Consider the following 21,581-nt stretch of genomic DNA (forward strand, 5'->3'; position numbering starts at 1 on the left):
GTATGTGCCACGTGGAGTTTTTTGCTTGTAAAATTAAGGAATCTTCTTTTTGGAGATTCGATAGTAAGATAAAGATAGGAATAATGAAGGAAACGACAAAGGTGATGAGGACAGAATGAACATACATCAGGGGATCCAATCAATTATTGATTCTTTTCACGATCAAATTGTAATCGTAGATAAACACGGCATGATCGCAGCAGTAAACAAAGCATGGGAAAAGTTTGGGTTAGAAAGCGGTCAATCCAGCTCTACAATAGGTACTAATTATCTAGCAGTATTGCATAACGAACAAAACAGCGAAGCGCTGCAGGCAATGCTGCGTATTCTTAATAAGAGATCCTCCTATGAGGAACTGTCCTATCCATGCCATTCACCAAATGAAGAGCGCTGGTTTCAGATGGTTATTGGTGCTGCGCTGAAAAAATGAATCCATTTGTCTCTGTTTTTCGTATACAAAGTATAGAACGAATAGGAGGAAATGACATGATCATAAAATGGACCGCAGCAGCTGGATTATCCGCCATTATTTTGAGTGGATGCAGCTTGCTGGATGAAGCGAATAATACGTTGACATATGCAACTGATATGACAGAATTTTTAAATGAAACACAGCAATTTGCCACTGATATACCCGCTTTGCTTGAAAATGCCGCTTCGAATCCGGACATCATTCAAGACGTTCAAACTCAGCTTGAAAGCTTGCAGCAGGACATTGATGAAGTTCAGCAGATGGAGGCGCCGGTAATTGCAGAAGGCGTGCACGATAAGCTGCTTGATTACAGCACACAGCTTGAATCCGGCGTTAATGATGCGATGACCAAAATAGAAAATGGCGTGCTTGATCCAGCGGCTATTTTTGAAAACACAGAATTGATGCAAACGGTACAGGAACTGCAGCAGCTTCGGACGAAAATTGAACAGCTTGGACAATAAAACAGACGCGGCAATCATAGCCGCATCTGTTTTTTTATTTTCTCATCTTCATAAATTCCCGCTAAATAATGTTAGGAAATATAACATGAATCAAGAAACTTACGTTTGGATTTGCTAACTTAGAATAATAGATAGCAAGAGGAGGGAATTAGATGAAAAAACAAAATGAAAATGTCGCTTTATTTTTAACGAGTATAACAATGGGACTGAGTTTGTTTTCAACTACTGCGGGTGCCGAATTTTCCGATGTAGGAGGGAGCTTGGCAAAGGAAGTAACGGAAGCAAAAGAGCTAGGTTTAGTCAGTGGATACATAGACGGTACATTTAAGCCGAAACAGGCAGTTACACGAGGTGAATTTGCGCGTTTAGTTGTTACGGCTTATGAATCGATCAGCGATGAGAATTTGTCAGACGAAATGACTGGAAAATTCAAAGACGTATCTTCAACAAGCACATTGGGACCGTATATTTTAAAAGCAGCCGAGAAAGGATGGATTGCGGGGTTCAGTGATGGGACATTCCGTCCGAATGAGCCGGTTTTAAGAGAGCAAGCTGCACGTATATTAGCAGAAGCGGCAGATCTTGCTACCGAGTCAGAACCCTTTGATGATGTAGTAGATGGCAGCACATTTGCGGGCTCTATTGGTGCTGTAGAGAAAGTAGAATTAATGTATGGAGACACAAAGGGGAACTTCAATCCGAAATTACATATTACGCGCGAACAGTCAGCAGCGACCATTCTAAGGCTGTTCCGTTATCTTGAAGAAGAAATGGTTGCTCATTTTGAAATTGAAGAAGCGACTATATTTGAAATGAGCGCTGCGATGGAAGAAGGGAAATTAAAATCTGAAGAGCTTGTGCGTTTTTATTTAGAGCGTATTGAAAAATTTGATCAGCAGGGACCGATGATCAATTCAATGATTTCCTTGAATGAAGAAGCGATTGAAACAGCTAAACAATTGGATAAAGAACGGGCGGAAGGGAAAATTCGCGGCACGCTTCACGGCATTCCAATTGTCTTAAAAGATAATTACGATACCTTTGATATGCCAACAACCGCGGGCTCTCTTTCATTGGAAGGATCAATGGCACCGGATGATGCCTTTCAGACGGCAAAATTGCGCGCGGAAGGGGCTATTATTCTCGGAAAAGCAAATCTTCATGAATTTGCTTTTGGCTTCAACACATACAGCTCATTAGGCGGCCAGACATTAAATCCATATGATGTAACACGTTATCCTGGTGGTTCAAGCGGCGGAACAGGAGCAGCTGTCGCATCAAACTTCGCAGCTGTGGGACTGGGAACAGATACAGGCGGATCTATTCGAATACCGGCTACATTTAATAGCTTAGTTGGGATTAGACCGACAATGGGTCTTGCCAGCCGAGATGGAATTATTCCACTGGCGTTAACACAAGACGTAGGCGGTCCATTAGCTAGAACAGTAGAAGATGCAGCTGTAGTTCTTGATGCCATTGCCGGTTATGATGAAGCGGACCCTGTCACGGAAAAAGGAAATGGTCAAATTCCAGATAGCTATACAGACTATTTAGATAAAAATGGTCTTGAAGGTGCGCGAATTGGTGTCGTCAGAGCATTATTCGGTGAAGATGAACAAGTTATTGAGGCGACTGAACAGGCTATTGACGATATGGAAAGCTTAGGAGCAGAAGTCATTGATGTTACGATCCCTAATCTTGAAACGATCATGGCATATCCAAGCTTAAGCTCGTATGAATTTAAATTTCAGTTAAATGATTATTTGGCATCCTTAGGGGAAAAGGCACCGGTAAAATCATTAAGTGACATAATTGTCAGTGGAAAGTATCATCCAAGTCTTGACTCAGCGCTAAAAGCACGTGAAGCAAAAGTTTCTTTAGATGATCCAGCTTATGTAGAGATTGTGACAAACCGTCCTAAAATTACAACGGAAAACTTGATGGAAGTGTATAACGGTCAGGATGTAGACGCGTTGATGTATCCGACGTCAACGATGCTGCCACAAAAAATTGGAGAGGACCAAGGAGCAGGAACGAACAATCGTTTAAGCCCGTTCTCCGGGTATCCAGCAATGTCTGTTCCAATTGGGTTTAGTGAAGAAGGATTGCCAATTGGAATGGAACTTTTAGGAACAGCATTTAGTGAACCAACCTTGATTAAACTCGCGTATTCTTATCAAGAAGGAACGCATCATCGTCAATCACCAGATTTTCAATAAACATAATTCGACCAGATTGTTAATAAAGAACGCACAAAACCACGGAAATGATTTTATTCCCGTGGTTTTGTGCTGAAAATGTAGTGAGCATCTTATAATACGTACAAAAAGACACTTAAAAAGTGAGACAGGCTGCCAAGTAAAATGAAAATGTGGAAAATTTCGTGAAAACCCATTTGCTTTATTTGCATCCAAGAAGGCTTCAGCGCGTAAATCACACCGCCGATTGTATATAAACCCCCACCAGCAACAAGCAAGACGAGTCCGCCAGTTTCGAGACTTCCCGCAAGCGGTGAAAAAACAAAAACAGCCATCCAGCCCATAAAAATATACAAAGCCGTCGACAGCCATCTCGGACAGTTAAACCAAACCATTTTAAAGGCAATGCCCAGCAAGGCTATGAGTGATACGATAATAAAAAGTGTCCACCCGGTTTTATTATTCAAGCTGATTAAGCAAAAAGGTGTATACGATCCTGCAATCAAGACGAAAATCATCGAGTGATCCAGCCGTCTGAAAAAAGCAATAACGGAATCACGGGCTATGACCGAATGGTAAAGAGTAGAAGCAGAGTATAAAAGAATTAAGCTGACACCAAAAATGCACACAGCGGTAATGGAAGCTGCTGAAGCGGCAGACCCAGCTTTGACAATCATGGCAACAAGCGCTGCAACAGACAAAATGGCACCGGTCAAGTGAGTTAAAGCATTAATGGGTTCTCGGATGATTTGATTCATGTAAATACCTCCAAGTTGACAAGTAGTTTTTATAACTACTTATTATGATATGTCCATAACCTGATATAGTCAAGTTTTACATGTAAACAATATTCCCCTATAATAAAAGGAACATAACTATGTGAAAAGCAGGTGTTTATGTGGGGAAATTGCCAGGCATTTTAAAAGAACTTCATCTTGATAACCAGCTGACACCGGATAACATACCAAATATTGACTTATACATGGACCAAGTTATTCAATTGTTTGAACACACATTTGAAAGTTCAACCCGAAATGCGGAAGAAAAAGTGCTGACGAAAACAATGATTAATAACTATGCAAAAGGAAAATTGTTATTTCCGATTAAGCAAAAAAAATACTCAAAAGAGCATTTGCTTTTGATCAGCCTCATTTATCAGCTGAAAGGAACACTGTCTATTAATGATATTAAAACGACATTGACAGACATTAATGAGCAAATCGACGATATTAATTTGGATTCATTTTATGAAGAATTTTTAACAGTAGCAGCCGATAATGTGGAACATGGGAAGAAGGATATCACTGAGCGCATAAATGAAATGACAGCAGATACTGATGAACTCAGTGATGTTCTACAAATTTTGGCACTCGTTCATATGAGCAATATATACCGGAAAGCAGCAGAAAAACTCGTTGATCAATTGGCAGAAAAAAAGAACCTCTCCTGAAAAAAGAGGTTCTTTTTGAGTTTTATTGGGCTGCCATCCCGCCGTCAACACGGTATTGGCTGCCTGTGATAAAAGCACTGTCGTCTGAAGCAAGGAACAAAACAAGCTTGGCGGTATCATCCGATTCACCGTAGCGGCCAAGCGGGATCGTTTTCGCAAATGCTTCTTTTGCTTCCTCGCCGCGGCCCGGGTTAATGCCTTCTTCAAGAGACCGCATCATTTGTGTATTGACCGGTGACGGATGAATCGAGTTAACTCGTATGTTCGCAGCTGCCGCTTCAAGCGCGGCCGTTTTCGTTAACCCAATCACCGCGTGTTTGGAGGTTACATAAGGTGCGATGCCGGGGCTGCCAATAAAACCGGCTACAGATGACGTGTTAATGATGCTGCCGCTCTGTTGTTCTGTCATAACTGGGATGACGTGCTTTAAACCTAAAAAGACACCGCGTACATTAACGGCTTGGACTTTGTTGAAGTCTTCCACATCCTGTTCTACAAGAGGCGCTACTTTGCCTTCAATGCCCGCATTGTTAAAAAAGACATCGATCCGGCCAAATTTACTGACTGCTTTTTCAACATATTTTTTTACATCTTCTTCTTTCGAGACATCCGCTTGGACAGCAATAATGGATCCAAATTGCTCAAGTGCACCAGCGGCTTCATCTAATGCATCATCAAATAAGTCGACGAGCACAACATTTGCGCCTTCCTTTAAAAAAAGCTCCGCTGTCTTCTTGCCGATTCCATTCGCTCCACCTGTAATAACAGCTGTTTTTCCCTGCAATTTTGCCAAAATTTCTCCTCCTCATAATGAAACAACAATGATGAGAGTCTTAGGTGAATACTGCACTTTCACTTTTATCGTACGCTTTATTCGTAAAACGTCAACTCCTCCGGTTGCTAAAAACAATAAAAAACCAGGAACGCCGCTTAGCGGACATTCCTGGTTTGTATTATTTTACGCTTGATGCGCCAACGAGCGATTCAGGAGACCGGCCAAGGGCAAGCAAGCTGATTTTTGCATAGCCTGTTTCTTTGAACGAGGTAAAAAGCTGCTTTAACATGGCGATATGCTCGTCATTTTTTAACGTTTGCACTTCTTTTTTGTAAAGACGAAGCACAGAGCTGTACGGGATATTCGGCAGGCAGTCTGCCGAATCTTCATCCATAATCAAGCAGCCCATATACTGATATTTCAACTGTAATGCCCGTGTTAAACCCGCGACATGCACCATTTTGTCGAACAAATGAGGATAAGAATCCTGCAATTGATCGATGGCTTTTTTCGCTTCTTTTAACTCATCAATGCTGCACAATGTAGCAATCATTCTGTTTCCTCCTTTATCTGTCCCATGGTTTTTTGAGTGTCATGTATTCCGCAAGCTCTTTGCTTTTTGTTCTGCGATGCTTACGCACTTCCGCCCGGTCTTTCGCTGTTTCAAACAAAAACTTCTCTTCCTCTGTTTCTGGAATTACCCCTGGCACTTCTACCGGCTTTTTATTTTCATCCAATGCAACAAATGTTAAAAAGGCTGTAGCGGCAATCCGGCGGTTTCCAGTCGCAATATCTTCAGCAATGACCTTGCAGAAAATTTCCATCGATGTCCGTCCCGTAAAAGACACGAACGATTCAACACAAACTGAGTCGGTTTCACGGATGGCATCTAAAAAGTCGATCGAGTCTGTTGAGGCTGTTACACATTGCTTTACGCGAGAATGGCGTCTTGCAGAAAGACAAGCGGCGCTGTCAATTTTTTTCATCAGCACGCCGCCGAATAAGGTTTGATAATTATTTAAATCGCATGCTAACACTTGATCGGTGTGAACAATGCGGCTTTCACGTGTTTTAATTGCTTCTTTTAAGACAGTCATATTGGATCATTCCTTCCATATTGTCAGTGTACGCCCGTTCGAAAAGGAAGTAAAATGGTTGTTTTTTATTCTAAATATAGCTTTTATCTATGTAAATGCTTCCATGTATGAATAGCTGGCATGGGAAAACGGCTCTAATCGAGGAGAGCCGTTTTTGAAAAATGTTCTTTTGTAAAATGAAGCCACTCTTTAGCGGCATAGGATAAATATTGATTTTTCCCCCAAATGATTGCCAAATGCCAGTTGATGGACGGATTGACCACTTTCACTGCACACACGTGATCATGCAAGTGCCGGCAAATGCTTTCCGGCAAAAGAGAAATGCCGAGTTTTGACGCGACCATTTCTTCGATAAAGGACCACTGCGAGCTTTCAGAAATAACGTGTGGATGGAACCCCGCATCGTTACAGGAAGAAATGATCCGGTCATTTAAGGCAAAGTCTTTGTTGAACAAAATAAACGATTCAGAAGACAGCTCTGCCAAGTCAACTTCCGTCCGTTTTGCGAGCGGGTGGGAGATTGGCAAAATCAGCATTAAATCTTCTTCCATAAACGCGAAGTGATTGAATACATCGTCCTGTGTTGGGAGAACGATGACGCCGACGTCCAGCTCGTTTTGTTCAACGGCTTCTTCAATCGATTTCGAGCCTTCTTCTTTGAGCTGAAACGTAATGCCAGGGTACTTTTCGTGAAACAGGCCGACGACTTTTAAAAAAAAGTGTGCGTCAAAAATAGGCGGCAGTCCGATCCGGATGTGGCCGGTTTTTAATTCAAGCAAATTGTCGAGCTCTGTTTCCAAATTATGAAATGCCTTGTCTACGAGCTTCGCCTGCTCTAATAAAATTCTGCCCGCGTCGGTTAAAACGAGCTTTCTTTTTGAGCGGTCAAACAATTCCACGCCAAGCTCCGTTTCTAAATTTTTAATCATTTTACTTATGGTCGGCTGGGTAATAAACAAATGATCGGCCGCTTTTGAAAAGCTGTTGAAATTTGATACTTCAATAAAATACTGCAAATGTTTAATGTCCATTTCCTACACCTTTTTTTACTCTCATTATACACATGATGCCTTTTTTAATGAAAAATGATCCATCTATTTTTCGTTTTTCTGCTATAATGACAGAGTATTCAGACTGAAATGGAGGAATAACGATGGCGTTTTATGCTGCCCTTTTACACATGATTGATCCTGAAAAAAACCAGGAAGTACGTCCTCTTCATCTTGACTATTTAGCGGAACTGGGAGATAAGGTATTTGCGAAAGGGCCTTTTACGGACGGCTCTGGCGGCCTTGTTGTGTATGTAGCCGATACATATGAAGAAGCACTTGAATTAGCCGAAAACGATCCGGCCGTGACTCATAAAGTACGCCGGCTGGAATTAAAAGAGTGGAATAAGAACTGAATTTGGTGCCCGGACCAATCCGGGCATCTTTTTTTTTTTTTTTTTGAGTAAATAGTACTAATACGGTGAAAAGAGGGTATGTAAATAAAAAAGAGGGATTTCCATGGCAAAACTGCATGTACTGCATGATTTTTTTACAAAAGATCAATTAGAAGCAGCTGAAATGTTTTATGAAGGAGGTGCTTATTCCTGCGTCTATTATCATGTGTGCAAACTAGAAATGGAACGAGACTCCCATTTTGTAATAGAAAATGCGGCTTATATCCATTTATATGAAACAGCGTAAGATTTTTATACCGTCCCAAAGAGCTCTTTGGGGCATTTCTTTTGGCTTATTAATCAGATCTTAACAGGGATGAGGACGTTGTATGGTGAATGTAAAAGAATTTATTATTAATGCATCTTTACTGATCGCGATTGTTTCAGTAAGTGGTCTTTTATACAAACAATTTTTAGTGAATGCATCGCCGCGTTTGAAAAATACTTTGCTTTTGGCGCTCGCTATTTTTTCTGGATGGATATCAATGTTTTTTGGTATTCATTTGGATGATGAAGTCATTTTTGATCTTCGTTTCGTTCCGGTCCTTATTGCCGCACTGTTCGCTAAAAACGCCTTTTTTATTTTCGTTGTCGGATTTGGGATTGGCCTCGCGCGCTTAACGTTTGGAATAAGTGAAGCAGCGATTGTAGGATTGTGTAATATGGTCGTGTTGTCTACTGCAGGAATGTTTCTTCACTTGTTTTTTCCAAGGTTGACACGGATGAAACGTATTCTTTTGTCCGTTTTCACACTTAATTTTATTAATGTTTTATTCGTCGCATTTTTCGGCGTCATTTCTTTTGTAGACTATTTATCACTTATTATGCCTATCGTTCTCCCAATGAACATTTTACTCAGTTTCCTAATCGTTTGGATGCTTAACGATTTGTATCACGAATATGTATCGAAACGAAAATTGATTGAATCTGCCAGGAAAGACCCACTGACTAAATTATATAATCGACGTGCATTCATGAACTATTTTCAAAAATTCTCATCAGGTGAGCGTGGAGACGAACCGTTCGTTCTTGCATTTATTGATATCGACTACTTTAAAAAAGTAAACGATACATATGGACATATTGTCGGGGATCGTGTTCTCGAGACCGTAAGTGCACGGCTGCTTCATAATTTACGCAGTATTGATATTGTTGCCCGCTACGGCGGTGAAGAATTTGTTGTAATTTTACCGGATTGCACAAAAGAAAACGCAATAGAGGCGATCGAACGAATCCGTGAGATGATCGCCACGCAGCCCGTTTGTGTGAATGACTTAGAAATTCCTATTACGTTTTCCGCCGGACTGGCTGCGTCAAGCGAGTTCACAGCGGAACAATTATTAAAACTAGCAGATGATGCGCTTTATGAAGCGAAGCAAAAGGGACGGAACAAAGTCATCTGTGCGGCGGCAGAAGCAATTTGTTCTTAAATTATTTCTTTAATTTCACATAACCAATGTCCTCAATAAGCTGCTGTCCCTGATTGCCTTGCATCCAGTCAAGAAAAGGCGTTAAGGACGGCTTTTTGTTTTCTTTCAGTGTAATGGCATACAAAGTTGCAGTGAATGGGTAAAGTTCATCTGATATATTTTCCGGATCAGGTGTGACGCCGTTAACCGATAAAAACCGCAACTGTTCACTGTCACGCATGCCGGCAGCGAAAAAGCGAAAGGAAAAGCCGATGGAATTTTTGTAATTACGGTAATCTGCCACTTGTTCCAAAATGCCGCCCATTCCTTCCGGGACCTCTTCCTTCACGGGTGTCATAATGGTGTGGCCGGTCATGATTTTTTGCAGCCACGTTTGGCTCCCTGAATTTTCAGGGCGCTGAAAAGCAAGAATCCTTTTGTTTTTTCCGCCGACTTCGCTCCAATTTGTCGTTTCGCCGCTGTAAATCGATTGGATTTGCTCCACCGAAAGGTCAAGAACCGGGTTGTTTTCATTTACAAAAAAGACAAATGCTTCTTTGCCGATCGGTGTCATCACAAGTTCAACCCCTGCTTCATCGGCCATTTTCAGCTGTGCTTTTGACGGCTCAGCGCCAAAATAAATATCTACTTCTTTATGAACTAATCGCTCATAAGCAAAAATGGTGTTTGTGAACGTAATAAAGTTACTATTTTGTGCCGCATTTTTATAAACGGCCTGCGCAAAAGCCGAATAAACAGGAAAAGCGGCTTCCGCTCCATCCATCACAAGCATGTTTTGCCGTGTATCGATAGAAAAACTTGCTTCCTCAGCCAGCTTCGGCAGTATGTTGTTTGGGTTTGTTACATTATAGGGGGTTAAATCTGTACTGGAATTGCCGCCCTCATAGTGAAAACCATACGAGGGAAGTACAGTCTGAATCCGTTCCCATGTAATATATAAGCCAATACCAGCAAAAAACAGCACAGCCATAAGCATCAAAGCTGTTTTTCTTCCTGATTGAACGTTCAGCTTTTGTTTTTTGACGAGAAAACCAATGAAAAAAGCAAGCTCGTACAATACGGGAATGAAAATAAAAAGATAGCCGACTCCGTAAAGCGAAGAGAAAAAATACACCGGTGCAAGTGGAATATGTAAAATGGTAAACCAAAACCAGGCATCTGCCCCGTAAAAGCCCCCGCTTATTATCATAAACAGAGTCCATAACCCAAGCGTATAAAAAAGTGGATAAAGGAATGCGTGTAACGGTCTATCTGTCTTCCTGCCAGCCCAAATACCTGAAGCTAAACCTCCCACTACAAAAACAGTTGAAAAAACGATCGTTAACTGATCATAAACAGAAAGACCTGCCGCCGCTATAAAAGCAAGCAAAAATGGAACGAGCCCATAATTGAAAAAATAAAAGGCTCCTTTGTTTGTGTTCATCAATTTGCACCCTTTCATTAATCCTGAGTTTTTCTATCAAATCTTTCTGCCTTATGCTTCAACATTTGTTCAAACCATTATTGTCTTTACTTTTAGAGAGAATCCTTATTGTCTCCCCCGTATTCAGAAAAACTTCTATTGTTAATTGTGTTAATATCGGTGTAATATTACACTATTTGTGTTTATGTGACAAGGGAGATTATTTATTGCATCATTTTTTTGTGTGCAAAAGAATAAAAGCAATTATTTTTAAAAATACATTCTTTGAAAATAGGATAGTATTAAAAAGCTATGCTAAACATATCGCAGTGGTGAACCATGTTTTTCCATGAGAAAACAAAACGAATCATTCAAATGTTTGGTATAATGAAAAATGTTTGAAAAAGGAGGGAATGTTAAAAAGTGAATCCATATACAAAAGCGGCATCTGGCCTATATATCAATTATTTTTTGCTTGGAATGGTCAATATTATGCTCTCATCTAATATGGCCTCATTGTCTGAAAAATGGGACACAGACAAAGCGGGCATCAGTTACATTATTGCCGCGATTGGGATCGGGAAGCTGCTTACATACGCATTATCCGGTTATTTGTCTGACCGGTTCGGGCGGAAGCCGCTCGTTATTTTTGCGGCGCTCGCCATGGGGATTTTTCTCGTCGGCATTCCGCTGTCACCGATTTATCAAGCAGCTTTTATGTTTGCACTTTTAGCGGGTGTGGCCAACTCGGCAATGGATGCGGGTTCCTATCCGGGGCTGATTGAAATCTTTCCAAAATCAAGCGGATCGGCAAGTGTCCTGGTCAAAGCATTTATGTCTGTCGGCGCAGCAATTTTGCCGTTTATGATTTTGTTTTTTGCTAATCAGGGATCATCGTACAGCTATGCATTTTTCGTACCGGCTGCGATTTTCTTTTTAAACATGCTGTTTCTCATGACGGTTAAATTTCCGGATCACCGTGCGATTGTAGCCAGCCAGGCAGCCGAAAATGCCGGGCAGTCGAAATTTGCCATTGAGCCAAAATTTTCACGCGAAGGAATTGCTCTCGTCATTATTGGGTTTACATCAACCGGTCTGTTCACAGTCGCACAAATATGGCTGCCAAGCTATGGAGAAGAAGTGCTCGGTATGGCGGCAGAAAGCGCAATGAAATTGCTTAGCTACTATAGTATTGGGGCGCTTATCTCTGTATTATCCTTGTCAATTTTACTGAAAAAAATGCTTCGTCCGGTAACGGTTATTGTCATTTATCCAATCATTACATTTGTGGCAATCACAACAATTTTAACAGTGAAAATTCCAGAAGTTGCGGTTGTAACAGCCTTTTTTATCGGCTTTTCGACAGCAGGTATTTTCCAGCTGGCGATTACGATTATGACCGAGCTTTTTTGGCAGAAAAAAGGAACTGTAACAGGTATTGTCGCAACAGCAGCAGGACTGGCATCGATCGTCATGCCGCTCGTGACCGGTCTTTTATCCGAAACAGGCAATATCGCCATCATCTTTATTTTTGATGCATTTTTAGCTGTAATCGGCTTTGCAGCAGCTGCATTTGTTTACTATCGGTATGGCAAGATTTTAAACACATCAAAAGATGCAGATGCCGAACGAAAAGCGCTCTAGTAATCTAGATATAAAGTTTTGTTTTTTAAAATAAGATTGACTGAATAGAAGTTCATTTACTATACTTTTTTTGAAAAGAAGGAATGAACTTCTTTTTTTGCTTTTTAATGAAAGCGTTTGCATAAAATGCGAAAGGGGTTATGCTGGATGAAGAAAACAGCATACGTGTTTATGGCACTATTATTACTCATTGTGTCAGCAATTGGGGGAGGAACTCCGGCTCAGGCGGAAGTTCAGAAGGACTACAAGCTTTATGTGATGGCGCCGCTGACAGAAATTACGGACTGGAATGCATTTGAAGCAAAGCTTAAAACGATGAAAGAAAACGGCGTATATGCACTGACGACGGATATTTGGTGGGGCATGGTTGAAGGAAAAGCGGATAATCAATTCGATTGGTCTTATTATGAAAAGTACGCAGATGTCATAGAAGCGTCTGGACTAAAATGGGTGCCGATTATGTCGACGCATCAATGCGGCGGCAATGTAGGAGACGATTGCAATTATCCGATCCCGTCATGGCTGTGGAAAAAAGATAATATTGAAAATATGGTATTCGAAAGTGAAAGCGGTTATCTGAATAAAGAAGCATTAGCACCTTGGTGGAAAGGGGCTGCCAAGCAATACGAAGAATTTTACCGCTCATTTGCTAAGCAGTTTGCGGATGAAGAAGACTTGATTGCGAAAATTTATTTAAGTGGCGGACCGGCGGGCGAACTTCGCTATCCGTCTTATCAATTTGCGGATGGATGGGACTGGCCGGAACGTGGACAGCTCCAGGCTTATACTGATGGAGCGAAGAAAGATTTTCAAAATGCGATGAAAAAGAAGTACAAAAATGTGGAAAAGCTGAACGCGGCATGGGGCACAGCTTATAAAAAATGGCATGAAATTGGGCCGCCGGCGAACGGAGACGAATTTTTCACAAGCGGCACAGCTTATGAAACCGCATATGGACAAGATTTTATGAGCTGGTATCAAGGCGCACTCGAAGTACACATGAAGAACATTTCAAAAGCTGCACACAAACAGTTTGACCGTACGTTCGATGTGCCAATCGGGGTGAAAATTTCAGGCGTACATTGGAAAATGAATGATCCGGAGATGCCGCATGCGGCCGAGTATAGTACAGGTTATTATAATTATGAAAGACTGCTGGATGGAGTGAAAAAAGCAGATCTGGCCCTTACATTCACATGCTTAGAAATGGATGACAATAATGCGCAAGCTGCTCCTTACTACAGCGCACCGAAAACGCTTGTGACCCAAATCGCCACTTTGGCCAATGAACGGGGTATTTCACTGAACGGAGAAAACGCGCTGGCGATGATCAATAATGAGTGGGGCTTTGACAATTCAGCAGAGATGACATTCAACTATGGATTCGATGGTTTTACATTGCTGCGCATGAATTACTTGTTTGATGAAGCTGGGAACCCAACGAATGAATTTAACATGATGGTGGATAAGCTCGCGCTGACACAAATGCCGGTGACCATGAATATATCAGAAGTTCCTATATCGGCTGAGAAAGTATACGTCATTGGCGACCGCGGCGAAATCGGGCACTGGAATCCGGATGCGTATTCATATGAATTAATGAAAAAAGGAGATGGAACATGGAGTGGCACGTTTGATCTTGCAGCAAACCGTTCCTATTCATTTAAGTTTTTATATGAAACCGCATCAGGAGAGCGTGTTTGGCAGGACGGGGAAAATAATCAGTATACGACACCAGTATCAGGGAAAGCTATATATGATGGAAGCTGGTAAATTGCTAAAAACGATTAGGATTCTTCCTGGTCGTTTTTTATTTTTCTTGCCTTTTGTTTTTCTGATAATTATAATAATTCTATATTCCGAAATAAAGAATTATAGTTCCAATATTCGGAACAAGGGCGGTGAGAAAGATTCAAATGATGAAAAAAAAATTAGAAGAAATCCAAATGAAACCGTTAGGAGAGGCGGCAATAACCGTTCAATTTGGAACAGAAATCAATTCGTTCATTAATAAAAAAGTAAAAGCCCTAGCAACAAAACTTCAGCATGAATCATTCTCCGGTTTCATTGAATGTACACCTGCTTTTGCCAGTGTAACGATTTTTTTTGACCCATTTATTGTGAAGCAGGCATATGGCAAAATAGGGAAATCTTCTTTTCAAATTGTCCAGGCCATTCTTGAACGGATGTTGGAGACACTTGTGGAAGAAGAAGAAAGCACTCCGCGGATTGTGGATATTCCTGTCTGCTACGGCGGTGATTTTGGGCCGGATCTCGATTTTGTGGCAGGACACAACCATCTTTCGACCGATGAAGTGATTCATTTGCATGCATCCGCTGAGTATCCCGTTTATATGATTGGGTTTGCACCGGGATTTCCTTACCTTGGCGGTCTTTCAGAAAAAATAAATGCTCCGCGCCGTCCGTCCCCGCGCACGTCTATTCCGGCTGGAAGTGTTGGAATAGCAGGCAGTCAAACAGGCGTATATCCGATTTCCACACCGGGTGGATGGCAGCTGATCGGACGGACACCGATGGCTCTTTTCCGGCCGGATCGTGACCTGCCAAGCTTGCTGTCGGCGGGGGATATCGTGAAATTTGTACCAATTACAGTGGAAGAATTTGAACAGTATCAGGAGAGAGTGCAATGAGTGTACAGATCATCCGCCCGGGGCTCTTGGCAACGATTCAGGATTTAGGGCGATATGGATTTCAACAGTACGGAGTTGTTGTTGGCGGTGCCATGGATTCGTTTTCGCTTCGCTTTGCCAATGTATTAGTTGGAAATGAAGAAGGAGAGGCGGCCATTGAAGTGACGATGATGGGTACATCTCTTCAGTTCGAAGAAGATACATTGATTTCCATTACAGGCGGAAACTTAAACCCGGTCATCGACGGAAGTCCTGTTCCTTTATGGCGGCCCGTTTTTGTGAAAAAAGACGCCGTTCTTTCTTTTGCAGGCTGTAAAGTTGGATGCCGCGCATATATCGCTGTGGCAGGCGGTTTTTCAATTCCAAATGTGATGAACAGCAAAAGTACGTATATACGCGGCGAAATTGGCGGCTTCAAAGGGCGTGCCCTTAAGGAAGGCGATGTGATTCCTTTGGCAGAGGAAAACAGCTTTTCTATGAAAGCAAAAAGAGCACTTCAAAAGAAGCTGAAACACAATTCATTTGCGGCAGCTGACTGGTATGTGCCATTTGAACGTTATGTAAACGGGAAAGTTGTCCGTGTATTAAAGGGAGCGGAATTTGAGGAATTTTCTGAATTGGCTCAAAAGCAGTTTTTTGAACAGGAATTTCAAATTACGCCACATTCTGACCGGATGGGATATCGGCTTTCAGGTCCATCTCTTCAATTGAAACGGCCATTCGAATTATTATCTGAAGCAGTAGCCAATGGAACGATTCAAGTGCCGAGCGACGGAAATCCGATTGTGCTGCTTGCAGACCGGCAGACAACCGGCGGTTACCCGAGAATCGGACAAATTGCAACGGTTGATTTACCGATAATGGCCCAGATGAAGCCGGGAGATCACATCCGCTTTAAAGAAATAACACTTCATGAAGCAGAGCAGCTCTATATCGAACGTGAAAAGGAAATGAAACAAATCCAAACCGCTCTTTTGTTAAAAGAATGGTCATTTGAATGAATATGTAAGGAGATAGCACATGATTAAAATGAGTGACTTTCAAGAAATGGTGAACATTATTGACCGGTCTAGTGTCAATGTTTTCACTTTTGAATATGAAGGAATGAAAATGAAGCTTGAGAAACAGCCTGTCCTTCAAGATAAAGATCAAAAGCAAGAGTTCAATGTGTCAATGCCTAATCAGCCAACATCACATGAACAAACAAATGAAGCATCAAAGGATGAGGTCATCTCAAAAGATGAAGTCATTACTTCTCCGATGGTGGGCACCTTTTACGCGCGTGCAAATGAAGATGAAGACCCGTTTGTTCAAGCTGGGGATGCTGTTGAAAAAGGACAAGTTGTCTGCATTGTAGAAGCCATGAAGCTGTTCAACGAAGTTCAGGCCGATATGGATGGAGAAATTGTGGAAGTACTGGTGCAAGATGGAGATGTTGTGGAGTACGGACAGCCGCTTTTTAAGCTGAAGAAGCGATCGTAAAAGGAGCATTCATATGTTTAAAAAAGTATTGATTGCAAACAGAGGGGAAATTGCGGTACGTATTATTCGCGCTTGTAAAGAAATGGGCATCCAAACGGTTGCGGTCTATTCAGAAGCGGACCGTGAATCACTGCATGTAAAGCTTGCGGACGAGGCGCTTTGTATCGGGAAAACACCTGCTAAAGACAGTTATTTGAACATGCATAACATCATGAGTGCGGCGGATGTGACACAGGCAGACGCGATTCATCCGGGATATGGTTTTTTAGCTGAAAACGCCGATTTTGCAGAGATGTGCCGTGCATGCAACGTTGTGTTCATCGGACCGGAGCCGGAAGCGATCCGCAAGATGGGGGAAAAAGCGGTGGCGCGCTCCACGATGAAAGAAGCAGGAGTTCCAACGGTGCCTGGTACAGAAGGAATCATTAAAAATCAAGATGAGGCCTTGAAGGTGGCAAAAGAAATTGGCTATCCGGTTATTGTTAAAGCGACAGCGGGAGGCGGTGGAAAAGGGATGCGCCTCGCGGCAACAGAACAGGACTTGCAGCAGGCGATTCATCAAGCACAGTCTGAAGCGGAAAAAGCCTTTGGCAACGCTGCTGTTTATCTTGAAAAATATATCGAGGAACCGCGCCATATTGAAATTCAAGTGTTAGCAGACCGCTTCGGGCATGTGATTCATCTTGGTGAACGAGACTGTTCCATTCAGAGAAGGCATCAAAAACTGGTGGAAGAAGCTCCTTCCCCGGCGTTAAGTGAACAACTCCGCCGTCAAATGGGTGAAGCGGCAGTGAAAGCAGCCAAAGCCGTTCAGTATCACAGTGCGGGAACCATTGAATTTTTGCTTGATAAACACGGCCAGTTTTACTTTATGGAAATGAACACCCGTGTTCAAGTCGAACATCCTGTGACGGAACTTGTGACAGCAGTGGATATTATTAAAGAGCAAATAAAGGTCGCAGCCGGCCGGCCGCTTTCGTATAAACAAGAAGATATCACCATTTCGGGCTGGGCTATTGAATGCCGGATTAATGCGGAAAGCCCTGAACATGACTTCCGGCCGTCTCCGGGACGCGTGATAAAATATCTTCCGCCAGGTGGTTTTGGGGTCAGGGTGGATAGTGCGGTTTACGCTGGGTATACGATTCCTCCTTTTTATGATTCAATGACTGCAAAAGTCATAGTTTGGGCAGAAACAAGGGAAGAAGCGATACAAAAAATGAAACGGTCATTAAATGAAATGGTCATCACAGGAATTGAAACAACGATTCCGTTTCATTTGCGGCTGCTTGATCAGGAACTGTTCCAAAAAGGAACATTTACTACACGTTTTTTAGAAGAGGTTGATCTTTTTTCAATAGAACAAAAGGAGGCGTAAAAATGGAAACATCTTTGGAATGGGTTCGCAAGCAGATTCGGGAAAACAAATGGACGACGCCAACAGCGGGTCTGGCCCCTGGGTATACACAAGCCAACCTTGTGATTTTGCCGAAAAAACAGGCATATGATTTTTTGCTGTTTTGCCAGCGGAACCCAAAAGCGTGTCCGCTTCTTGAAGTAACGGATGCAGGATCGCCGGTTCCTCGACTGACTGCACCAACAGCTGATTTGCGGTATGACACACCAAAATACCGGATTTACCGTCACGGGGAGCTTGTGGAAGAAGTAACAAGTATTGAATCCTACTGGCAGGAAGATTTTGTTTCCTTTTTAATCGGATGCAGCTTTACATTTGAACATGCCTTGCTTGAAAATGGACTTTCCATTCGTCATATCGAAGAACAGCGAAATGTACCGATGTATATTACGGACAAGCCATGTGAACCAGCTGGCGTTTTTCATGGGAATCTTGTGGTCAGCATGCGGCCGTTCCAATCCAAAGATGTGATACGCGCAGTCGAAGTAACGTCCCGCTTTCCGGCGGTGCACGGTTCACCGGTACATATCGGCATGCCGGAGCAAATTGGTATAAAACAGATTGACCGGCCGGATTTTGGTGACGCAGTGACGATAAAAGAAGGGGAAACACCTGTTTTTTGGGCATGCGGTGCAACCCCGCAATCGATTGCGATGTCAAGCAAGCCGGAATTGATGATTACACACGCGCCTGGACATATGTTTATTACCGATCAAAAAGACAGCCACTATTCTGTTTTATAAAATGGACTGTTTCCCTTTTCATTGTTTCATATATAATGGAACAAAACGGTAAATGGACAAATCATTCCATTTATTGGAACAGGGGGAAGGCAGAAAAATGAATAAAACCGTCCTTAAATCAATGGAAATCATTAAACTGTTTTTTACGGAAGAAAAATTAACATTGGTGCAAATGATAGAAAAAACAGGGCTGCCGAAAACATCTGCTTATCGAATGGCGGAATCACTGGTTGAACTCGGATTTCTGGAGAAAGACCGAGAAGGTGCTTACCATTTAGGGCTTATTTTCCTGGCACTTGGTAATCTTGTCGCAGAACGGCTGGATATCCGGTCGGTCGCATTGCCTCATATGCAAAGACTTCGGAAAGAAACAGGAGAAGCCGTGAATCTTGTGATCCGGGACGGAAATGAAGCAGTTTACATTGAGAAAGTTGATACGCAGGAGCGAGTCCGCGTTTATACACAAATCGGCCGCCGTGCCCCTTTATATGGAGGGGCATGTCCGCGTATACTGCTGTCTTTTATGGAGCAGGCAGAACGAGAGCGGTTAATTGAATCATTTCAGATGGTACGGTACGCAAAGGGAACACCGGCAAATAAAGAAGAACTGCGGCAGCTCATCCAAAAAACACGGAAGAAAGGCTGGTCTATCAGCCATTCCGAATTAGAAGATCATTCCTCCGCTATTGCTGCCCCCATTTTTAATCATAAGGGGGATGTGATAGCCGGGATCAGCCTGGTCGGTCCTGAAGTCCGCTTTCAGGATGAAGCGCACGCAAAAGAGATGATTAAAAAATTAACAGAAGCATCACGGCGAATTTCCATTGAATTAGGAGCCGATGACCGCTGATTTTGGAGGTGCAGCTTGTGAAGATTGACATTAACTGCGATATGGGAGAAAGCTTTGGCGCATACTCAATTGGCCATGATCAAGAAATTATGCCATACATTACTTCGGCAAATATTGCCTGTGGATTTCACGCTGGCGATCCGGATGTCATGAAAAGGACCGTTCATTTAACGATGGAGCATGGTGTGAAAATGGGTGCCCATCCAGGCTTTCAAGACTTAGCCGGTTTTGGGCGCCGAAATATGGCACTTTCACCGGAAGAAGTGTATTCACTTGTTGTGTACCAAATCGGTGCCCTTCAGGCGTTTGTCAACATAGAAGGAACTGCGCTGCATCATGTAAAGCCGCATGGAGCACTTTATAATATGGCAGCTTTAAATGAAGAGATGGCTTCTGCCATCGCGGCAGCCGTTAAAGACGTGGATACGTCCCTCATTCTGTACGGTTTGGCTGGAAGCAAATTGATTGAAGCCGGCCAAAAAGCAGGTCTGAAAACAGCAAGTGAAGTTTTTGCAGACCGTACATACACACGGGAAGGCATGCTGACGCCGCGCCGTTTGTCAAATGCATTGATTGAAAGCACGGAAGAAGCAGCCGCACAGGTTGTCCGCATGGTAAAAGAAAAGAAAGTACGGGCAACAGATGGAACAGATATCGAGATACAAGCGGACACTGTCTGTATTCACGGTGACGGACCCCATGCGCTGTCTTTTGCCCGCCTGATTCAGACAAAGTTGAAGGAAGAAACGATTGATGTGAGATCAATCGCACTGGAGGAATAGAAATGTCAAAAAAACAACAGCTTCAACAGCAAGAAAAATCAAATTGGAGTATTCTTTTAGGCGCTGCCTTTTTAATGGCGACTTCCGCCATTGGACCGGGATTTTTAACGCAGACAACAGTCTTCACCGAACAGCTGGCCGCCAGTTTCGGTTTTGTTATTTTAGTTTCGATCTTACTTGATATTGGCGCTCAGACGAACATCTGGCGAATCCTTGTTGTAGCGGAGAAACGGGCACAGGATATTGCGAATCTTGTATTCCCGGGTTTGGGCTATGTACTTGCCGCACTTATTGTTCTTGGCGGCATTGCCTTTAATATCGGCAATATCGGCGGAGCGGGCCTTGGCGTCAACGTGATTTTCGGTATAGATCCGGTGACGGGCGCCATTATCAGTGCTGTGATTGCCATTGCGATCTTTCTTGTGAAAGAAGCGGGTTTGCTGATGGATAAGTTTACACAGATAATGGGATTTGTCATGATTGCCCTTACCCTTTTTGTGGTATTTAAAGCAAGCCCGCCAGTAGGGGAAGCGGTTGTTAAAACATTTGCCCCGGATACGATTGATCTCCTTGCCATCGTCACTCTTGTCGGCGGTACCGTTGGCGGCTATATTACATTCGCTGGAGGACATCGTCTTTTAGATGCGGGAATAAAAGGTATCGACGCAGTTCCACAAGTAACAAAAAGCTCAGTGTCTGCTATTGGGATCGCTTCTATTATGCGTATTTTCCTATTCCTCGCTGCACTCGGTGTTGTGGCGCAGGGCTTGCCGATTGACCCGGAAAACCCACCGGCGTCTGTGTTCCAGCAGGCTGCAGGAAACATCGGATACCGCTTGTTTGGTGTGGTCATGTGGGCTGCGGCAATTACGTCTGTTGTCGGAGCGGCTTACACATCTGTTTCATTTATCCGCACGTTCCACCCAATGATTGCAAAATATGACAAGGCTATTATTGTCGGGTTCATTTTAGTATCGACTGGTATTTTTACAATAATTGGTAAACCGGTGAAAATGCTTATTTTAGCCGGAGCATTAAATGGCCTGATTCTGCCGGTTGCGCTTAGCGTTATGCTGATTGCGGCTTATAAAAAATCAATCGTTGGTGAGTACCGTCATCCGATCTGGATGACAATCGCGGGGATTATTGTTGTGGTATTAATGGCTTTTATGGGCGGCTACACATTAATCAATCAATTGCCAACATTATTTTAATAAAAAACAGGGCTTTCAATCTGAAAGCCCTGTTTTTTTGTGAAGTGGTGGTTATTGGAACCGGAT

Annotated in this window: 23 protein-coding genes; 17 read left to right on the forward strand and 6 right to left on the reverse strand. The window is 42.7% G+C overall.

Annotated elements, in window-relative coordinates; translation table 11 throughout:
- Nucleotides 1–115 precede the first annotated feature (115 nt).
- The 3 genes from VQ00_RS06820 to VQ00_RS06830 all read left to right on the forward strand — a co-directional run bounded on the left by VQ00_RS06820 (nucleotide 116) and on the right by VQ00_RS06830 (nucleotide 3,155).
- Nucleotides 116–430: a PAS domain S-box protein gene (locus tag VQ00_RS06820; RefSeq protein ID WP_046179404.1), complete on the forward strand. Its 315-nt coding sequence runs from the start codon at nucleotides 116–118 to the stop codon at nucleotides 428–430.
- Between the two features lie 56 nt (nucleotides 431–486).
- A complete protein-coding gene (locus VQ00_RS06825; protein ID WP_046179405.1) occupies nucleotides 487–936 on the forward strand; it encodes a DUF6376 family protein in 450 nt (149 codons plus the stop codon).
- Nucleotides 937–1,088: 152 nt separating this feature from the next.
- Nucleotides 1,089–3,155 (forward strand): amidase family protein, encoded by a 2,067-nt coding sequence (locus VQ00_RS06830; RefSeq protein WP_052728395.1) that lies wholly within the window; start codon nucleotides 1,089–1,091, stop codon nucleotides 3,153–3,155.
- A gap of 92 nt (nucleotides 3,156–3,247) precedes the next feature.
- On the opposite strand, the gene trhA is transcribed toward VQ00_RS06830, so the two are convergent.
- Nucleotides 3,248–3,892 (reverse strand): PAQR family membrane homeostasis protein TrhA, encoded by a 645-nt coding sequence (gene trhA, locus VQ00_RS06835; protein ID WP_046179406.1) that lies wholly within the window; start codon nucleotides 3,890–3,892, stop codon nucleotides 3,248–3,250.
- A 140-nt stretch (nucleotides 3,893–4,032) separates the two neighbouring features.
- Here trhA and VQ00_RS06840 point away from each other — a divergent pair, with 140 nt between their 5' ends.
- Complete coding sequence (locus VQ00_RS06840; RefSeq protein ID WP_046179407.1) at nucleotides 4,033–4,584, forward strand: DUF1836 domain-containing protein; 552 nt, start codon at nucleotides 4,033–4,035, stop codon at nucleotides 4,582–4,584.
- A 22-nt stretch (nucleotides 4,585–4,606) separates the two neighbouring features.
- Here the strand turns inward: VQ00_RS06840 and VQ00_RS06845 are convergent, their stop codons facing one another.
- The 4 genes from VQ00_RS06845 to cidR form a co-directional block, all read right to left on the reverse strand.
- Nucleotides 4,607–5,377: an SDR family NAD(P)-dependent oxidoreductase gene (locus VQ00_RS06845; RefSeq protein ID WP_046179408.1), complete on the reverse strand. Its 771-nt coding sequence runs from the start codon at nucleotides 5,375–5,377 to the stop codon at nucleotides 4,607–4,609.
- 160 nt (nucleotides 5,378–5,537) lie between these two features.
- Complete coding sequence (locus VQ00_RS06850) at nucleotides 5,538–5,912, reverse strand: hypothetical protein (protein WP_046179409.1); 375 nt, start codon at nucleotides 5,910–5,912, stop codon at nucleotides 5,538–5,540.
- Between the two features lie 13 nt (nucleotides 5,913–5,925).
- On the reverse strand, nucleotides 5,926–6,456 hold the full coding sequence (locus VQ00_RS06855; protein WP_046179410.1) for an acyl-CoA thioesterase: 531 nt from the start codon (nucleotides 6,454–6,456) through the stop codon (nucleotides 5,926–5,928).
- Between the two features lie 134 nt (nucleotides 6,457–6,590).
- A complete protein-coding gene (gene cidR / locus VQ00_RS06860) occupies nucleotides 6,591–7,487 on the reverse strand; it encodes a cidABC operon transcriptional activator CidR (protein WP_046179411.1) in 897 nt (298 codons plus the stop codon).
- A 122-nt stretch (nucleotides 7,488–7,609) separates the two neighbouring features.
- On the opposite strand from cidR, the gene VQ00_RS06865 reads away from it, so the two are divergent.
- From VQ00_RS06865 to VQ00_RS06875, 3 genes are all read left to right on the forward strand, one after another.
- Nucleotides 7,610–7,861 (forward strand): YciI family protein, encoded by a 252-nt coding sequence (locus tag VQ00_RS06865; RefSeq protein WP_046179412.1) that lies wholly within the window; start codon nucleotides 7,610–7,612, stop codon nucleotides 7,859–7,861.
- 103 nt (nucleotides 7,862–7,964) lie between these two features.
- Nucleotides 7,965–8,147 carry a hypothetical protein gene (locus tag VQ00_RS06870; protein WP_046179413.1) on the forward strand — a complete coding sequence of 61 codons (183 nt, stop codon included), beginning with the start codon at nucleotides 7,965–7,967 and terminating at the stop codon, nucleotides 8,145–8,147.
- 82 nt (nucleotides 8,148–8,229) lie between these two features.
- Nucleotides 8,230–9,330 carry a diguanylate cyclase gene (locus VQ00_RS06875; RefSeq protein ID WP_046179414.1) on the forward strand — a complete coding sequence of 367 codons (1,101 nt, stop codon included), beginning with the start codon at nucleotides 8,230–8,232 and terminating at the stop codon, nucleotides 9,328–9,330.
- A 1-nt stretch (nucleotide 9,331) separates the two neighbouring features.
- On the opposite strand, the gene VQ00_RS06880 is transcribed toward VQ00_RS06875, so the two are convergent.
- Nucleotides 9,332–10,753 (reverse strand): PstS family phosphate ABC transporter substrate-binding protein, encoded by a 1,422-nt coding sequence (locus VQ00_RS06880; protein WP_046179415.1) that lies wholly within the window; start codon nucleotides 10,751–10,753, stop codon nucleotides 9,332–9,334.
- Between the two features lie 402 nt (nucleotides 10,754–11,155).
- Between VQ00_RS06880 and VQ00_RS06885 the strand changes: the two genes are divergently transcribed.
- From VQ00_RS06885 to VQ00_RS06930, 10 genes are all read left to right on the forward strand, one after another.
- On the forward strand, nucleotides 11,156–12,376 hold the full coding sequence (locus tag VQ00_RS06885; protein ID WP_281175908.1) for an MFS transporter: 1,221 nt from the start codon (nucleotides 11,156–11,158) through the stop codon (nucleotides 12,374–12,376).
- Between the two features lie 147 nt (nucleotides 12,377–12,523).
- Nucleotides 12,524–14,149 (forward strand): family 14 glycosylhydrolase, encoded by a 1,626-nt coding sequence (locus tag VQ00_RS06890; RefSeq protein ID WP_082091496.1) that lies wholly within the window; start codon nucleotides 12,524–12,526, stop codon nucleotides 14,147–14,149.
- A 146-nt stretch (nucleotides 14,150–14,295) separates the two neighbouring features.
- Complete coding sequence (pxpB, locus tag VQ00_RS06895; RefSeq protein WP_046179447.1) at nucleotides 14,296–15,027, forward strand: 5-oxoprolinase subunit PxpB; 732 nt, start codon at nucleotides 14,296–14,298, stop codon at nucleotides 15,025–15,027.
- On the forward strand, nucleotides 15,024–16,028 hold the full coding sequence (locus tag VQ00_RS06900; protein ID WP_046179417.1) for a 5-oxoprolinase subunit C family protein: 1,005 nt from the start codon (nucleotides 15,024–15,026) through the stop codon (nucleotides 16,026–16,028). The genes pxpB and VQ00_RS06900 overlap by 4 nt, the downstream gene beginning before the upstream one ends.
- Before the next feature lie 19 nt (nucleotides 16,029–16,047).
- Entirely contained in the window at nucleotides 16,048–16,509 is a 462-nt protein-coding gene (gene accB, locus VQ00_RS06905) for an acetyl-CoA carboxylase biotin carboxyl carrier protein (protein ID WP_046179418.1), read from the forward strand.
- A 13-nt stretch (nucleotides 16,510–16,522) separates the two neighbouring features.
- Entirely contained in the window at nucleotides 16,523–17,887 is a 1,365-nt protein-coding gene (accC, locus tag VQ00_RS06910) for an acetyl-CoA carboxylase biotin carboxylase subunit (RefSeq protein WP_046179419.1), read from the forward strand.
- Nucleotides 17,888–17,889: 2 nt separating this feature from the next.
- Nucleotides 17,890–18,669, forward strand: a complete 780-nt coding sequence (locus VQ00_RS06915; protein ID WP_046179420.1) for a putative hydro-lyase — start codon at nucleotides 17,890–17,892, stop codon at nucleotides 18,667–18,669.
- A 97-nt stretch (nucleotides 18,670–18,766) separates the two neighbouring features.
- Entirely contained in the window at nucleotides 18,767–19,519 is a 753-nt protein-coding gene (locus VQ00_RS06920; protein ID WP_046179421.1) for an IclR family transcriptional regulator, read from the forward strand.
- 17 nt (nucleotides 19,520–19,536) lie between these two features.
- A complete protein-coding gene (locus tag VQ00_RS06925; protein WP_425388355.1) occupies nucleotides 19,537–20,301 on the forward strand; it encodes a LamB/YcsF family protein in 765 nt (254 codons plus the stop codon).
- A 2-nt stretch (nucleotides 20,302–20,303) separates the two neighbouring features.
- Complete coding sequence (locus VQ00_RS06930) at nucleotides 20,304–21,515, forward strand: NRAMP family divalent metal transporter (protein WP_046179422.1); 1,212 nt, start codon at nucleotides 20,304–20,306, stop codon at nucleotides 21,513–21,515.
- Nucleotides 21,516–21,581: the final 66 nt, after the last annotated feature.

This window comes from Domibacillus tundrae, from assembly GCF_000970675.1.
GTDB classification, from domain to species: Bacteria; Bacillota; Bacilli; order Bacillales; family Domibacillaceae; genus Domibacillus; species Domibacillus tundrae.

Coding starts and splice junctions, on each gene's coding strand:
- VQ00_RS06820 (WP_046179404.1), top strand. CDS start 116: ATGAACATACATCAGGGGATCCAATCAATTATTGATTCTTTTCACGAT.
- VQ00_RS06890 (WP_082091496.1), top strand. CDS start 12,524: ATGAAGAAAACAGCATACGTGTTTATGGCACTATTATTACTCATTGTG.
- VQ00_RS06930 (WP_046179422.1), top strand. CDS start 20,304: ATGTCAAAAAAACAACAGCTTCAACAGCAAGAAAAATCAAATTGGAGT.
- VQ00_RS06875 (WP_046179414.1), top strand. CDS start 8,230: ATGGTGAATGTAAAAGAATTTATTATTAATGCATCTTTACTGATCGCG.
- VQ00_RS06855 (WP_046179410.1), bottom strand. CDS start 6,456: ATGACTGTCTTAAAAGAAGCAATTAAAACACGTGAAAGCCGCATTGTT.
- VQ00_RS06880 (WP_046179415.1), bottom strand. CDS start 10,753: ATGAACACAAACAAAGGAGCCTTTTATTTTTTCAATTATGGGCTCGTT.
- VQ00_RS06900 (WP_046179417.1), top strand. CDS start 15,024: ATGAGTGTACAGATCATCCGCCCGGGGCTCTTGGCAACGATTCAGGAT.
- VQ00_RS06825 (WP_046179405.1), top strand. CDS start 487: ATGATCATAAAATGGACCGCAGCAGCTGGATTATCCGCCATTATTTTG.
- cidR (WP_046179411.1), bottom strand. CDS start 7,487: ATGGACATTAAACATTTGCAGTATTTTATTGAAGTATCAAATTTCAAC.
- pxpB (WP_046179447.1), top strand. CDS start 14,296: ATGAAAAAAAAATTAGAAGAAATCCAAATGAAACCGTTAGGAGAGGCG.
- VQ00_RS06850 (WP_046179409.1), bottom strand. CDS start 5,912: ATGATTGCTACATTGTGCAGCATTGATGAGTTAAAAGAAGCGAAAAAA.
- VQ00_RS06865 (WP_046179412.1), top strand. CDS start 7,610: ATGGCGTTTTATGCTGCCCTTTTACACATGATTGATCCTGAAAAAAAC.
- accC (WP_046179419.1), top strand. CDS start 16,523: ATGTTTAAAAAAGTATTGATTGCAAACAGAGGGGAAATTGCGGTACGT.
- VQ00_RS06920 (WP_046179421.1), top strand. CDS start 18,767: ATGAATAAAACCGTCCTTAAATCAATGGAAATCATTAAACTGTTTTTT.
- VQ00_RS06870 (WP_046179413.1), top strand. CDS start 7,965: ATGGCAAAACTGCATGTACTGCATGATTTTTTTACAAAAGATCAATTA.
- accB (WP_046179418.1), top strand. CDS start 16,048: ATGATTAAAATGAGTGACTTTCAAGAAATGGTGAACATTATTGACCGG.
- trhA (WP_046179406.1), bottom strand. CDS start 3,892: ATGAATCAAATCATCCGAGAACCCATTAATGCTTTAACTCACTTGACC.
- VQ00_RS06830 (WP_052728395.1), top strand. CDS start 1,089: ATGAAAAAACAAAATGAAAATGTCGCTTTATTTTTAACGAGTATAACA.
- VQ00_RS06915 (WP_046179420.1), top strand. CDS start 17,890: ATGGAAACATCTTTGGAATGGGTTCGCAAGCAGATTCGGGAAAACAAA.